The organism is Chitinophaga polysaccharea, from assembly GCF_902150045.1.
Lineage (GTDB): Bacteria > Bacteroidota > Bacteroidia > Chitinophagales > Chitinophagaceae > Chitinophaga > Chitinophaga polysaccharea_A.
Map to the genome: position 1 here is coordinate 3007427 of NZ_CABFVU010000001.1, position 15866 is coordinate 3023292.

The following is a 15866-nucleotide window of genomic DNA, read 5'->3' on the forward strand; positions in this document are numbered from 1 at the left end:
TATGCCTCTTTTGAAGAAATTATACCCGCTGCTTACCTGCCTGCTGTTGCTGCAGGTGGCAACTATTGCCCAATCGGCAGATAATGACCTGTATCTCCAGTCCAGCGAAGTGAATAATATCATGGTGCAGTATGATGCAGATGCCGGTAACCTGCACCGTTTTTATTTTGTAGATAATTCACCGGAGCAGCTTTCCCGCATGACCACCTTGGTGAAAAGCTACCAGCAACGGCTGGAAGAGCTGAACTATACCAGGCTGAATGTAGGTGCACAGGTAGATTATACGCTCTTCAAACGCCGGCTGTTGCAGGCACTGGAAGAGTTAACACTGGCACAGCAGGAAAGTGCGCAGTTAAAAAAGTGGTTTCCCTTTGCAGAGAAGATCTACCAGGTGGAGCAGCACCGGCGCCGAGGGGAAAAACCGGATGCACCGGCGCTGGCTGCACAGCTGAGCGATATGGCAAAGGAAATTGCCCGGAGCAGGCAGCAACTGGAAACAGACAGCTCGCTCACCCTGCCACAGATCCGCAGGGGCATTTCCACTATCAAAGGTTTACGGGAAGCATTAAGCAGCGTGTTCACTTTTTATAATGGGTATGACCCGCTTTTTTCCTGGTGGGTGCCGGCCCCGTACAAACAGGTAGACAGCCTGCTGAAAACCTACAGCGCTACTTTCTATAATAAAGAAAAAAGTACTGCCCGCATGCCGGACGACGGAAGTGGCATTGCTGGTCACCCTATCGGAAGAACGGCGCTGATCAAAGGATTACAGGAGGAAATGATCCCTTACACACCGGAAGAATTGCTCGCTATTGCCAATAAAGAATTTGCCTGGTGTGATGCTGAAATGGAAAAAGCCACCCGTGAAATGGGATTGGGGACCGACTGGAAAGCCGCTATGGAAAAAGTGAAGAACAGTTATGTGCCCCCGGCGGACCAGCCGGCGGCGATGATGAAACTTTACAATGAGTCAGTGGATTTTATAAAGCAGCACAACCTGATCACCCTTCCGCCACTGGCAGAAGAAACCTGGCGTATGATCATGATGACGCCGGAGCGGCAGCTGGTAAATCCCTTCTTCACCGGCGGGGAGGAATTCAGTGTATCCTATCCCGTTAGCAGTATGAGCCACGAAGATAAAATGATGAGCATGCGTGGCAATAACCCGCATTTCTCCAGGGCCACGGTGCATCATGAACTGCTGGCAGGGCATGCCTTACAGGAATTTATGCAGAACCGTTATAAAACATACCGGCATTTTGAAACCCCGTTCTGGATTGAAGGCTGGGCCCTGTACTGGGAGCGGCTGTTGTGGGACCAGGGATTTGCACAGTCGCCCGAAGACCGTATAGGTATGTTGTTCTGGCGCAAGCACCGCTGCGCACGCATTATCTTCTCTATTAATTATCATACCGGTAAATGGACGCCGCAGCAATGCATTGATTTCCTGGTAGACCGTGTAGGGCACGAGCGGGCCAATGCGGAAGGAGAGGTGCGCCGTTCTTTTGTTGGCGGGTATAGCCCCCTGTACCAGATTGCCTATATGATTGGCGGATTACAGTTCGAAGCCCTGAAGAAGGAGCTGGTAGACAGCGGTAAAATGTCTTTTAAACAATATCATGATGCAGTGCTCAGGGAAAATATGATGCCTATAGAAATGCTCCGGGCTATCCTGTTGAACAAGCCGGTGCCAAAGGATTTTACATCCAGCTGGCGCTTTTATAAGTTATAGTTTTACGGGCCGTTGCCATTATAAACGGCAATGGCCCTTTTCTTTTTCTACCTGTTAAAATCAGCAACCTATCTGTTAATTTCCGGGAAGTAATATCCGGCCCTTTTAGATAGATTTGTAACAACAATTGTCAACAATACAATTAAAATAAATCAACCGGAGTAAGATCTAATATCGCGTCAACGCACGGTGTGCGGGCCTGTAATAGCATATATCAACCAGAATTTTTCAACATTTCTTAAATCTAATCCCATGCAGAAAATTGTCATGGCCTTTATCGCCTTATTGGCGGTCTTACCATCTGTTGCCCAGAACGTAAAAGTGACCGGCAAAATTACAGATGAAAGAAGCGGGCCACTTCCCGGCGCCTCGGTCAAGATCAAAGGGAACTCCCAGGGGGTAGTTACGGATGATAAAGGGGAATTTTCCCTGGCGGCATCACCCGATGCCACGTTAGAGATCAGTTTTATCGGCTACCTTAAACAAGAACAGAAACTGAAAGGCCGTACCCACCTGAATATTGTGCTTACCGCGCAGAGCGGTGCGCTGGGCGATGTGGTGGTGATCGGCTACCAGACCGTAAACCGGCGTAAGGCCACTGCGGCTGTTTCCAGCATTAAAGGAAAAGACATTGAGAACATTCCCGCCGGTAGTTTTGAACAACTCCTGCAGGGACGAATGTCTGGCGTGAATGTACAGAACTTCACCGGTGAGCCCGGCGCTGCTCCTACTATTTCGGTAAGGGGCAACACGGCCATTGGTACATCTTACCAAAACAATCAGTATAAGATACTGAACAAACCATTGTATGTAATTGATGATGTGCCGCAGTTCAATGATGATATGGTAGGACCGGACATTGGTACGGGCACCAACAATATCGCCGGTTTGAATCCCAATGAAATTGAGTCGGTAGATGTACTGAAAGATGCAGCGGCAGCCGCCGTATACGGTTCCCGCGGCGCCAATGGGGTGATCATCATCAAAACAAAAAGAGCCCGTACCGGCGCCCCGCGCTTCAGCGTATCGGCTTATGGCGGTTTAACGGAGATCCCAAAGCTCCGCCAGGTATTGGTGGGAGCAGCCGAACGCCGGGAGAAGATCCGCCTGTATGATGACAACTTTGAAGGTAACTACGACCGGCTTACACATAAGAACCTGATCATGACGGATAGCCTGAACCCGGACCTGGACAAGGCCACCGACTGGCAACGCCTGTTTTACCGCAAAGGAATGATCAGGAATGTAGACTTTAACGTATACGGGGGTACGGAGTATAACACGTATCGTTTGTCTGCCGGCCTGTATATGGAAGATGGTATCGTAAAAGCCTCCGGGTTTAAACGTTATACGCTCAACTATTCTTCTTCGATACGTACCAAGAACGGCGCGCTGGAAGTAGTGCCCAATATCAGGCTGGCCCGTATGGAAAGAGGGCGTGGCTCCGGTAGTGCCGACCTGTTTGGCGCAGTAGGGCAAAGCATGCCGTCGTCGTTGTTCGCACCTGATGAGAACAGCCTGCAACGTGTGCTGGGTCGGTATTCAAGCAATATGGATATTAATGTGGATAACCAGGTGAATGGCGATATTTCCCTGCAGCTGAGGTTATCTCCCCAGTTGTCTTTCCGCTCCCGCAACTCTGTATCGATGGTGATGAGCCGCCGCGACGTATCAGTGCCCGGTGAGCTGAATGCAGATCTTGGCAATTCTGCCTCGTCTACGAGTGGGCTGCAGCAAAGCTATACCACTTCCAACGACCTGAACTGGAACGCTGTATTCGGAAAAGGGAAAGAGCATACCATTAACGCTATCGTAGGACAGGAAGTGCAGTACAGCACCTATCAGAATACCTATGCGCAGGGTTCCCGCGGCGCCAGCGACCAGATACAGGTAGTGAACGGTTTCCCGCAGGGACCTTACCTGTATGGTAGTTCCGCTTACTCAGCCTTTGGTATCCTTTCGTTGTTTTCGCGGGTGAACTATGATTATAAAAGTACTTACCTCTTTTCTGCTTCCCTCCGCGGAGATGCAGCATCCAGCTTTGGCCCTGATAATAAATGGGGATATTTTCCCGCTATCTCCGCCGGCTGGATGATCAGTAATGAGCCTTTCATGCGGCGCTATGCCAGCTGGTTATCCATGTTGAAACTACGCGGCAGTTATGGTGTGCTGGGTAATCTTCCGGGTGATTATTATCTGCAGTACAGTCTTTATAACATTGGCGGCGCCGGTTATAACGGCAGTGGCCTGAGCCCGAATACCTACAATGGCAGTGTTACCATTACCCCGCAATTTGGTTCCGGTGGCGTGGCGCAGAAAGACATCAGCTGGGAGAAAACCGCCAGCTGGAATGGAGGTATAGAAGCAGAACTGATGAATGGTAAATACTACTTCAGCGCCGATGTGTATGTAAAGAACAGTAAAGCCGGGTTAATAGATATGAACCTGCAAAGCACTACCGGTATCGCTACCGCCAAAACCAACGGTGCACAGTTACGCAATTCAGGTATTGATATCAACTTCCAGTTCAGGAATGTAATGCCGGAGAAAAGCGCCCTGCGCTGGGAAATACTCTGGAATGTGAGTATGAACAAGAATATAGTGGTTAGCATACCTAATAATAACAGGGATCTTACTTTTGGTAATCTCTTTAATACCACGCATATCCTTACCCGCGGAAAAGCGGTGAATACTTTTTACCTGCTGAAAACACTGGGCGTATATAGTACCGATGATGATGTGCCGACAGATAAATATACTGGTAAGAAATTCCAGGTAGGGGCAGTGAATGACCCGAATTCCAACAATCCTTTCCGGGCAGGCGAGTTTATTTTTGCAGACCTGGATGGCGATGGTATTATAGATGCTTATAACGGCGGTATTACCGGGGATAAAATCCCTTATGGCAACCCTAATCCTTTCCTCACCGGTGGTATCACGCAAAATTTTTACTGGAAGAATTTCACCTTCGGGTTCCTTTGCACGTTTACATTTAAAAGGGATGTGCTGAACCTGTATGAATCCGATACCTATGGCCGTTATGGCTGGGATACAGGTGGTGATGAATTTTCCAAATATGCGGTGTCTGATCTTTCGTCTATGAACATCTGGCGTAAGCCGGGCGACAAGGCACAGTACGCAAGAATGGATATTGGTACTTACCGTTACTACTACCGTGCAGATCAGACCTTCTTCCTGGAGAAAGGAGATTATTTCAGGATCAAGAATATTTCATTTGGTTATACCCTCCGCGAAAAGGCACTGAAACCGCTTCACCTGAACCGCTTACGGTTCTATGGGCTGATGGACAACGTATACATCTTCCAGGCATCCAGAAGATTACCGGATGCAGAGAATGTAAATCCTTACGGGGAGTATAACGGTGTAGGCTATCCGAGCCCGCATAAATACACATTGGGCATTGATGTAGGATTTTAAAACAGCTAAACACTTTTTATGAAACGGACTTTAATTATCATCATCATAGCGGCGGCGTCTTTATCAGGGTGTAAGAAGATGCTGAACCAGGAGCCAAAAGATACTACTTACGAAGAGAAATTCTGGAAGTCGGAAAACGATATGAAGAAAGCATTGGCGGGCGCTTACGCTTCGCTGCGCGCCAACATGCTGGAACAGGACTACCTGCATAATCTGGGCGATATGACGCTGGGCGACCAGTTTATCATTATCCGCAGCGGGCCTTATTTTTCTGGCTCCGACTGGAACATCCAGGTGGGCAAGTTTGAAATGAACTACCTGGGTGTGTTCCGTAATTGGTCGAGGTTTTACAGCACTATCCTGCAAACCAACCTTATACTGGAAAAGCTGCCGCTGGTACCGGACAATACTTTCCTGGACGACCCGGAAAAAGGACGGAAGAACATTGCGGGGCAAACCCTTTTTATCCGCTCCTATGTATACTTCCAGCTGCTCCGTACTTTCGGCGATGTGCCGCTGGTGCTTACACCAGACCCGGACCCTATTGCCAATAAACCATTGGCCCGCACCGATAAGAACGTGGTGGTGCAGCAGATACTGAACGATCTTGATTCCGCCGCCAATTGCCTGGATATGACTTACGAAGTGGATGCCAGCAGGGGTACCGTACCCAATAAAGCGGTAGTAATGGCGCTGCAAGCGCAGGTGTACCTGTGGCGTGCCTGTGTGATCAGGAAACCGGCCTTTGAAGCCACCCCTGATATGGCAGATGTAGCCAAAGCATCTGCCCTGGTGGAAAGTATTGTAAGCAGTGGCTTGTATGGCCTGCCCGCGGCTGGTGGTAAGGTAGACAGCATCCAGTATGCAAAGGTATTTATCGGTAACACCCGCGAGAGTATTTTTGAGCTGTATACCCGTTATGCGTATAATGAAGGATCTAATAACCTGATGCCCATTAAGTTCCTGAGAATACCGGTGCTGGCAAAAACAGATTGGAGCCCCCTGCTGCTGGGCAACAGTTTTGTGAGCAATCTATACCCGCGGATCATTCAGACGGGACCCAATCCTGAAGACACTATACCGAATACGGATATACGAAGAGGATTATTTCTTTATGACGCAGACGGTGCCCAACCCATCTTTACAAAATACAGCAACATAATTTACAATAATCCTAATCAACAGGCAGAACCTTATCTCGATAATAATGTTTCCCTGATCCGCTATGCAGATGTGTTGCTGAACCGCATGGAGATAGCCGTGTATAAAGGACAGCTGGGTGAAGCCTATGCGCAGCTGCGGAGCTTCCGCCGTTCGCGTAACCTCCCGCAGATGGATTCAGCGCTGTATGTGAGCGAATCGCCGCTTACTTACAACAGCCTGCTGGATGAGATCATGACCGAGCGCTCGCGGGAGCTGTTTATGGAAGGACAGCTTTATTTCGACGATGTGAGAATGAAACGCTCCGTAGTTCCCTGGCTAACGCCCGCAAGGTATAACCAGGAAGGTTACCTGATGCCGCTGGATCCTGCGTTGTTTAACAATAACAGGCTGCTGGTGCAGAATAAGTACTGGGCAGGTAAAATTTAGTTTCCATCCAAATCATTTATCATGAAGATCATTCATTTGCTGCTCGGATCACTGCTGATCCTGGCTGCATGTAAAAAAGATAATTACCTCGTTAACGAGGGCGGTACCGACCGCGAAAGGATCAGGAAAATGTCGAGCTACGATTTCCTGAAAGAAAGCAAAGTGCTGGATACTGTGGTTATGCTGATAGACCGTGCAGGTATGAAAGACGAGATCAATGGCGACATTACTTTTTTCCCGCCAACCAATGCCGGTGTCAACAATTTCCTGGCACAGCAAACACGTGCCTTGCAACGGAAATACAATAATGAGAACCTCAAATTTACGTTGGATAGTCTGACTGCCGACAGTATTAAGTTCTTTATGCGCCGGCATATTTTCAAGGGGGTGATAGATAAAAGCGCGCTGGGTTATACAAAGAAAAGTTTTGTCAATATTAACAGTGAAGGAAATTACTTCCTGTTGCTGGAGAAGTACTATATCGATGTAAGCGGTATCCGCTCTACCACCAACAGGATACAGATCCGGCGTGTATTCGGTTTGGCCGATGAAGATGTACCGGATGGCACAGAGAACAAAGAGCCGGATTTTTACGCCTATGTCCAAACCTCTGAAGTGCGTACTGCCACGGGGATGGTGCATGTACTGGAGGCCAACGCCAACCTCGGATTTTACATTTACAGGGAAAACTAAAAAAATAAGATGACCATGAAATATATCTTATTCGTTGCTGCCGCATTGCTGGGTATGACTGCCGCATGTACCAAAGTGGAAGAAGGCTTCCTGAGCGATGGTATCCGCTATAAAAGTCCTGAAATATTTATTCCCAAAGGGATTACCGCCCGTTATCCCGGTATTTTATTTGATGGCTCCACGCCGCCGGTAACATTTGAAATGCTGGAGATACGCCCTGTGGGCGGGGGAAAGCTACCGGGAGCATTTACTACCAGGTACCCGGTATGGGTATTTAAAGATAAAATGTCTTTTGACCCGGATACCGATACCACCATTAAATTATTGCGCGCAAAGCAGGATAGTTTGCAGGAACTGCCTTTTGAGTTTAACCCGGTGAATGGTGGTTTCCTCTTTAAATCGCCTTCCGTCAATATTCCCAATGGCGTGTATGAATTTGATGTGAAGGCCACTAATGTGAACGGCAGCAAGGTGTATAAGAACATTGCCCGTTTGCATATTGAAGACCCGGAGTATATCCGGATGACGGAGGTACCCGTGATACCCGGTTATGATTCTGTTACCAATACTTTCCCCGGCGAAGCAAAAGGAACAATGGAATTAAAACGTATATCCACTACCGGTACTACGGTGATGCTAAAGATCATGGATAAGAACGGTAAATTGTTTAATCCGAAGAATGGGGAAGTGATCACACGGGGCGATCGTCCTTCATTTACTTCGTATGCAAAATTTAACCCGGTGATCGTAACAGATACGGCGTTGATCACGGATTATGCGATTGCGCCCTATCCTGCAAAGCTGATCCCGGGCTATGTAAATTACCTGATCTATTACAGGATCCCGGCCTGGTTTATCAAAATGAACGGAGCCCCGGCCAAGGCCTGGGCTGCCAACCCGCGGTTCGGTTTCCAGATATTGTTTGAAGGTAGTTATGAAGTGACTATAAGATTGCCGAATGTGACGAAATTGTAGGTATAGAGAAGCCTTGAATGACCGGCCGGTTGACAGGGACGAAATCAGTAAAACCCGCTACCGGACCAGAATCCTGGTTATGACAAATAATTGTTATTAAGACAATTGTAAAACATTATATTAGAAGATAATAAAAAAAAGGGTATGAGATCATTTTGGGGAAAAGCGGCGCTGGCAGGCGCGGGGATGCTGATGGCCGGCTCTGCAGTGCAGGCGCAGCTGCAGAAAGATTATCCGATCAAACCGGTAGCCTTTACACAGGTAAGGGTGAACGATCATTTCTGGGCGCCGAAGATAAGGACCAATGCCACGGTAACAATTCCGTATACCCTGGAGCAATGTAAGAAAACAGGGCGCATTGATAACTTTCTGCGTGCTGCAGGAAAGCTGCCGGGCGATAAGCTTACAGAGTACACCTTTGATGATACCGACCTGTATAAAATAATAGAAGGGGCTTCCTATGGGCTACAGATGCAGCCCAATCCCGGGCTGGAGAAGTACCTGGATACGCTGATCAGTATCATAGGCGCCGCACAGGAAAAAGACGGGTATCTCTATACTTTCCGTACCGTGAAAGCGGCCAAACCGCATCAATGGATAGGGAGTAAACGATGGGAGAAAGAAGAGGACCTGAGTCATGAACTGTATAACTCCGGCCACCTGTTTGAAGCTGCCGTTGCGCATTACCAGGCTACCGGCAAAAGAACGCTGCTCGATATTGCTATCCGCAACGCGGATTTATTGGTGAAGGATTTCGGCTGGGGCAAAGAAGAAAAATTCCCGGGCCACCAGATAGTGGAAACAGGGCTTACCCGTCTTTACAGGGTAACCGGCAACAAAGCCTACCTGGACCTGGCCAAATTTTTCCTGGATGTTCGCGGGCCGGGTACCCCATACAGCCAGGAATACAGCCAGTCGCACAAAAAAGTGACCGACCAGCACGAAGCCGTAGGGCATGCAGTACGCGCTACTTACATGTACACCGGCATGGCCGATGTAGCTGCCTTAACAGGCGACCGCAAATACCTGGCAGCCATCGATGATATCTGGGATGATGTGATAGACCGGAAACTGTACATTACAGGCGGGATTGGCGCTACCGGCGCCGGTGAAGCATTCGGCGCTGCGTATGAACTGCCGAACATGTCGGCTTATGCGGAAACCTGTGCAGCTATTGCCAATGTATACTGGAACAGCCGTATGTTCCTCCTGCATGGCGACGCTAAATATATTGATGTACTGGAACGCACCCTGTATAATGGTTTGCTCTCCGGCGTATCTATCAGCGGCGACCGTTTCTTTTACCCCAACCCGCTGGCCTCAATGGGGCAGCACCAGCGAAGCGCCTGGTTTGGATGTGCATGTTGTATTTCCAACATGACCCGCTTCCTGCCTTCCATGCCTGGCTATGTGTATGCGCAGAAAGATAATGACCTGTATGTGAACCTGTTTGTGGGAGATTCTGCCACCATACAGCTGAAGGCAGGGAAAGTACATCTTGTACAGCAAACGGATTATCCCTGGAATGGGAAAGACGAGATTACCGTGGATCCGGTGAAGCCTACCACCTTTGCCCTGCGGGTGCGTATTCCGGGTTGGGTGGAGAACAGGCCCGTACCAGGTAACCTGTATTTTGAAGAAGACAGCGCTGCTGTAAAGATACCCATCCTGCTGAATGGTAACCCCATCGACTATACGATGGAGAAAGGTTATGCCGTGATTAAGCGATCCTGGAAAAAAGGAGATAAGGTGACACTGGATTTCCCCATGGAGGTAAAGAAGGTGCTGGCGACTGCCGAAGTAATGGATGATCATTCCCGCTTTGCGCTTGAGCGTGGCCCTATCATGTATTGCCTGGAAGGACCGGATAATAAAGATGCCACCGTACAGAATATCGTGGTGGATAAAGCGGCATTGATCTCTCCCGTATACCGTCCTGATCTGCTCAGTGGTGTAATGACCCTGCAGATGACCGGTACCGCCGCCAGCAGGCAGCTGAATTCCGATTCACTTATCAGCAGCCGGCAAACGGTAACGGCTATACCTTATTTTTCGTGGGCCAACCGGGGACCCGCTGAAATGACCGTATGGATCCCTTATGAAGCTTCTGCGGCCCGTCCCAAACCAGCGCCCACCATTGCCTCCAAAAGCAAGGTAACGGCTTCTGTGAAAAACCAGCGGATGTACATGGCGCTGAACGACCAGTATGAACCAAAGGACTCTAAAGATAACAGCGCACTTTACCTGCACTGGTGGCCGGCCAAAGGCACTACAGAATGGGTGCAGTACACATTCGATACTGCTCATACGGTAAGCAGCTCCAAAGTATACTGGTACGATGATGGCCCCTTTGGTGGCTGCAGGGTACCCGCTTCATGGAAACTGTATTACAAGGAAGGAACCGAGTGGAAGCCGGTGAATGCTAAAACGCCATACACCACAGCAAAAGATAAATACAACACCATCACCTTTGACCCGGTGACAACCACGGCGCTGAAGCTGGAAGTGCAATTGCCGGCCGATAATGCCACCGGTATACATGAATGGATAGTTGAATAATTATGGATCGCATAAAACAGGGCTTTTGGGCCATTATCTGCCTGCTGGCGGGCAGTGGCCAGGCCATTGCCCAGAACAGGGCGGAGATCAGGGTAAATACCGCAGAAAAAGGGCCTCTTATTCCGTCTACCCTGCATGGTATTTTCTTCGAGGAGATCAGTCATGCCGGTGAAGGCGGGCTATATGCAGAAATGGTCCAGAACCGCGGTTTTGAGGATCACCGTCTTCCGCCGGGTACCAGGCTGGAAAACGGGTGGCTGGTGCCTTTCCCGCGTAAGCCGCATTTCATGCTGAACAGGCAGGTATCCGACTGGAAAATGGAATGGCCCCTGAAAAGTCAGTGGCCTGCCTGGCATGCAGAAAATAATGCACAGCTTTCCCTGGTAACAGATCACCCGCTGAATACCATTACACCGCATGCCATGCAGGTGAAAGCGGTAGAGAAAGGCGGGGCGCTGGTCAATGAAGGGTTCTGGGGAATGAACGTGGAAAAGAACGCCCGCTACCGTCTTTCTTTTTTTGCCAGTAACGTGAAAGGATATACGGGAGAAGTAAAAGTTTCACTGCAAACAACCAGCGGGCAAATATTGGCAGATACTATATTCCACGTAAGCGGGGCCGCTGCATGGAAGAAATACAATGCTGTGCTCACTGCAAAGGCGGGCGACTCTACCGCCCGCCTGGTGCTTACCCTTCAGCAGCCCGGCACCCTCTTGCTGGACATGGTATCGTTATTCCCTATGCATACTTTCATGGACCGCCCCAATGGAATGCGTGCAGACCTGGCCACGCTCATTCAGCAAATGAAGCCGGCCTTTGTGCGCTGGCCCGGCGGCTGTTATGTGGAAGGGATTACGGTAGAAAGTGCGCCCGACTGGAAAACCACGCTGGGCCCGCTGGAGCAGCGTACGCCTACGTATAGCCCCTGGGGTTACTGGAGCAGCAATGGCTTTGGCTATCACGAATACCTGCAGTTTTGTGAGGATATCAATGCCGCAGCGTTGTATGTTTTCAACGTGGGGATTTCCTGTGAATACCGCAGCGGCACATTTGTGCCGGACGACAGCGTAGCGCCGTATATACAAAGCGCGCTGGATGCTATTGAATATGCTATTGGCCCCGTTACCTCAAAGTGGGGAAAACAACGCGCAGCCAACGGCCACCCGGCGCCGTTTCCGCTCAAATACGTGGAAGTAGGCAACGAACAACATGGCCCGGATTATGCCAAACGTTATAACCGTTTTTATGATGCTATTCATAAAAAATATCCGCAGATAGGCATTATCGCCAGCATGGGTATCGGGGATGTAAACCGGCATACGCTCGACAGTATGCAACATACAGACATCGTGGATGAACATGCCTATAAAGCGGCAGGATGGAGCCAACGCAATTTTGACCACTTCGATAAGTACAAGCGGGGGCACTGGGATATGTATGTGGGAGAGTATGCCACGAATGCAGGCGTAGGAGCCGGCAATCTTCAGGCAGCCCTCAATGATGCGGTGTATGTAATGAGTATGGAAAAGAATGCAGACCTGGTAAAGATGAGCAGTTATGCGCCGCTGCTGGTGAATGAACATGACGTGGACTGGCCCGTGAATCTCATCCACTTCAATGCAGGCGCCAGTTTTGCCAGGATCTCTTATTATGCGATTAACATGCTGAATGATCATAAGGCTACTTTTAATTACCCGGTAACCACTACCTTGTTCCCGGAAGAAAAGCCGGCGCCAAAGTTCGGGGGAGGTATTGGCCTTGCTACCTGGGACACAGAAGCGGAGTATAAAGACATCACCGTGGTACAACAGGGCGATACCGTTTATAACAGCCGCCGTGATCCACAGCTGGCAGACTGGCTCCCTGTAAGAGGCAGTTGGAAAAAACAGGCCGGTTTGCTTGCACAAACAGCAGAAGGCGCACAGCAACTGGCCATCCTGAAAGGGCATCACTTTAATGCCTATACGCTTTCGCTGAAAGCCAGGAAAACAGGCGGTGTAAACGCATTTATTATTCCTTTTGCGGTAAAGGATACCAATACCTGCCTGCGTGCCCATATCGGTTCCTGGCTGAATTCCAATGCCATGTTTGAAAGTCTTACCAACGGGTATGATGTTGCCGGGATCAGCAACCCGGTGCGATTGAAAGCGCCGCTGGAATCAGGCCGCTGGTATAATATCCGTTTGGAAGTGGATAATGAAGAAGTAAGGTGTTATATAGATGATTCCCTGTTGATGACCTACCGTGAGCCACCTTCATTATTTTCCATTGCCGGGAAAGATGAAAAGACGGGAGATATTATTCTTAAGATCGTGAATGCCGGGAACACTCCTGTAAAAGCAGACATCAGTCTTAATGGTATAGCAGTTAACCCGGTAGCGGAAGTGATCACTTTAACAGCAGACAAACCGGAAGCTGAAAACTCTTTTACAGCACCGGAAGCCTGCACTCCGCATAGCTCCGCTATCCATAATGCAGCAGCACAGTTCAGCTGGGAAGTGCCTGCGCAGTCGGTAAACGTTATCCGTCTTAAACCGGCTGTATAACGCCGCCAATGATACATTGCCATGGCAACGGTTAAACGCCAACAGCCAATGATCTGCTGGAATGGAGATGGGATGCGCTTTGCAGCGGGAACAATTATTACCTGGTGAATATTACGGTGGAAAAAGAAGCATTACTGGAACCGGAAATACAGCGGTTACTGCATGCGCATCTTATTCAGTGATCACTTCAGTTTCTTCCTTATGCCTTGGTTGGTAATACAGGTAGTAATAAGCCAGTATCAGTATCCCGGTAACAAAAGGGATCAGTGCAAGATGTTTGTAAGTAATATCGCCGGTGATCACCATGGTATCAAAGTGGAAGAATTCGCTGATCATCCAGTAGGAATTGGCTGCAATCCATACGGTAATAGCTACATTATGGCACAGCTCCGACATAAACTGGCGGGTACGCCATGCAATAACGATGGATATGATCAGTGTAGGAAAGATCATCGCAAAGCCCAGCGGTTTCCATATCATACACCAGCTGATATCTTTCAACAGCCAGAAAACAATATGAAGGTTTTCCATCTTACGGTAACTTAAAGGAATGCTGTATACCGGCGAAGTGGTGGCTTGTTTGCTCATGTGTGTTGTTCAGTTAATTTTACCTGGTTGAAATCGGGCGTAAAGATATTCTTTATCTTCGTTTCTGCACCAGCACTTCCGGCTATGAATGAATTTTACTGGTTTTACCAGCGCACCAGGTTTCATGGTATTAACTGGATCCCCGCCAGTTTCGGGCGGGTTATGATCATTGTACATGGGATAGGGGAACATACGGGCCGTTACGATCATGTAGCTTCCTTTTTTATGAAAGAGGGATATGCCGTGATAGGTATCGATCATTATGGCCACGGCCGGAGCGATGGTGCGAAAGGCGCTTCCAGGGGCTTTGCGTTTATGTTTGATTACCTGCAGAGCTTTGTCCGCTATGTGGAAGACACTTACCGGAAGCCCGTGGTAATGTACGGTCATAGTATGGGTGGAGGCGTGCTCACAGGATTCCTGCTCCGCCGGCAGCCGGTGATCCTGGCGGCTGTTATTTCTGCGCCGGCGCTCATCATCGGTATGCGTCCCGGAGGCTTCCTGAAGGGAGTGCTGAAAATGGCCAGTGCCATAGCTCCCAATCTCCGGATCAACCAGGGGCTGGACCTCAATAAAATTTCACATGATAAGTCGGAGGTAGAGAAATTCAGGGCCGACCCGCTGCGTCATGGTAAACTGAGCCTGCGGCTGGCCAATGATATGATCAGCAACGGCGCCTGGTGCCTGGAACATGCTGCTGAACTGTGTGTGCCCTGCCTGCTCATCCATGGGAACGCCGATGAATTTACGGCTGTGGAAGGCTCGCGCCTGTTTGCCGTAAGAGCGCCCTCCGCTTTGCTTACGTATCGCGAGTGGGAAGGGATGTATCATGAAATGCATAATGAGCCCGCAAAGAGGGACATATTGCTGTTTATTGCAGGTTGGCTGAGTAATGTGAGATAATCAGTAAATTCGTTTTACAATTAATCACTATGAAATTCCACTGTTCTTACAAATGGTTGTTGCCTGCCATGCTGCTTTTGGGTTGTTTGCAGGCAAATGCCCAGGTTGACCTGGGCGCCCGCGGAGGCATCAGTATCCCCAATCTTACTGCCGGCGGCAGTGAGAGCAACCCGCTTAATACCGGCTACAGCTCGAGGCAGGGACCCGACTTCGGCATCTTTGGTGAATACCACATCAGCAAGCTCTTTTCTATTGAAGCCATGCTCTCCTATTCCTCGGAGGGGGGTAAGAAAAAAGGATTGCAGGCATTCCCTTTCCCGCCGGAAATGGCGCCCGCATTGCCTCCCGGTATGCCCGCGCCTACCTATCTGTATGCAAATTTCGAAAGCCAGGCAAAAATGAATTACCTGATGTTGCCCATCCTGGCCAAGTTTGGCTGGAACCTGGGAGCTACCTCACCTCTACGCCTCTACGTAGATGCAGGACCGTTCCTGGGCTTCCTGGTAAGCGCCAAACAGGTGACCAGCGGTAGCAGCATACTTTACCTGGATGAAGAGGGAAAACAACCCATCACGCAGCAACCGCAATCTTTCGATAAAACAACAGACATTAAGGATCAGCTGCATACTTTCAATGTGGGCGTAAGCGGAAACGTAGGACTGGCCTATATCTTTGGCCGCAACCAGGTATTTGTGGAAGGAGGAGGGAACTATGGCTTCCTTAACATCCAGAAAGGATCTGCCAACGGCAAAAATAATATCGGCGCTGCCACTGCTTCTATCGGGTACGCCTACCGTATCTGTAATAAAAAATAAGAAGAGCATTTGTTTCAGCAGGAAGCT

The 15866-nt window shown here is 49.3% G+C and carries 10 protein-coding genes; 9 read left to right on the forward strand and 1 reads right to left on the reverse strand.

The window, feature by feature from the left end; genetic code table 11:
* The first annotated feature begins 1 nt into the window (after position 1).
* From FN124_RS12375 to FN124_RS12405, 7 genes are all read left to right on the forward strand, one after another.
* Positions 2 to 1732 carry a DUF885 family protein gene (locus FN124_RS12375; RefSeq protein WP_142685026.1) on the forward strand — a complete coding sequence of 577 codons (1731 nt, stop codon included), beginning with the start codon at positions 2 to 4 and terminating at the stop codon, positions 1730 to 1732.
* A 252-nt stretch (positions 1733 to 1984) separates the two neighbouring features.
* Positions 1985 to 5170, forward strand: coding sequence for a SusC/RagA family TonB-linked outer membrane protein (locus FN124_RS12380; RefSeq protein WP_142685027.1), 3186 nt, complete (start codon positions 1985 to 1987; stop codon positions 5168 to 5170).
* An 18-nt stretch (positions 5171 to 5188) separates the two neighbouring features.
* Positions 5189 to 6760 (forward strand): RagB/SusD family nutrient uptake outer membrane protein, encoded by a 1572-nt coding sequence (locus tag FN124_RS12385; protein WP_142685028.1) that lies wholly within the window; start codon positions 5189 to 5191, stop codon positions 6758 to 6760.
* A 21-nt stretch (positions 6761 to 6781) separates the two neighbouring features.
* Positions 6782 to 7453, forward strand: a complete 672-nt coding sequence (locus FN124_RS12390; protein ID WP_142685029.1) for a fasciclin domain-containing protein — start codon at positions 6782 to 6784, stop codon at positions 7451 to 7453.
* Positions 7454 to 7468: 15 nt separating this feature from the next.
* Complete coding sequence (locus FN124_RS12395; protein ID WP_142685030.1) at positions 7469 to 8428, forward strand: DUF5007 domain-containing protein; 960 nt, start codon at positions 7469 to 7471, stop codon at positions 8426 to 8428.
* Between the two features lie 144 nt (positions 8429 to 8572).
* Positions 8573 to 10987 carry a glycoside hydrolase family 127 protein gene (locus FN124_RS12400; RefSeq protein WP_260607408.1) on the forward strand — a complete coding sequence of 805 codons (2415 nt, stop codon included), beginning with the start codon at positions 8573 to 8575 and terminating at the stop codon, positions 10985 to 10987.
* Positions 10988 to 10989: 2 nt separating this feature from the next.
* The gene (locus FN124_RS12405) at positions 10990 to 13533 is read left to right on the forward strand and encodes an alpha-L-arabinofuranosidase family protein (RefSeq protein ID WP_142685031.1); all 2544 of its coding nucleotides are present in this window, start codon (positions 10990 to 10992) and stop codon (positions 13531 to 13533) included.
* 171 nt (positions 13534 to 13704) lie between these two features.
* Here the strand turns inward: FN124_RS12405 and FN124_RS12410 are convergent, their stop codons facing one another.
* Positions 13705 to 14121 (reverse strand): hypothetical protein, encoded by a 417-nt coding sequence (locus FN124_RS12410; RefSeq protein ID WP_260607409.1) that lies wholly within the window; start codon positions 14119 to 14121, stop codon positions 13705 to 13707.
* Between the two features lie 27 nt (positions 14122 to 14148).
* On the opposite strand from FN124_RS12410, the gene FN124_RS12415 reads away from it, so the two are divergent.
* A complete protein-coding gene (locus FN124_RS12415; protein ID WP_142685032.1) occupies positions 14149 to 15024 on the forward strand; it encodes an alpha/beta hydrolase in 876 nt (291 codons plus the stop codon).
* A gap of 29 nt (positions 15025 to 15053) precedes the next feature.
* A complete protein-coding gene (locus FN124_RS12420) occupies positions 15054 to 15839 on the forward strand; it encodes a porin family protein (RefSeq protein ID WP_142685033.1) in 786 nt (261 codons plus the stop codon).
* Positions 15840 to 15866: the final 27 nt, after the last annotated feature.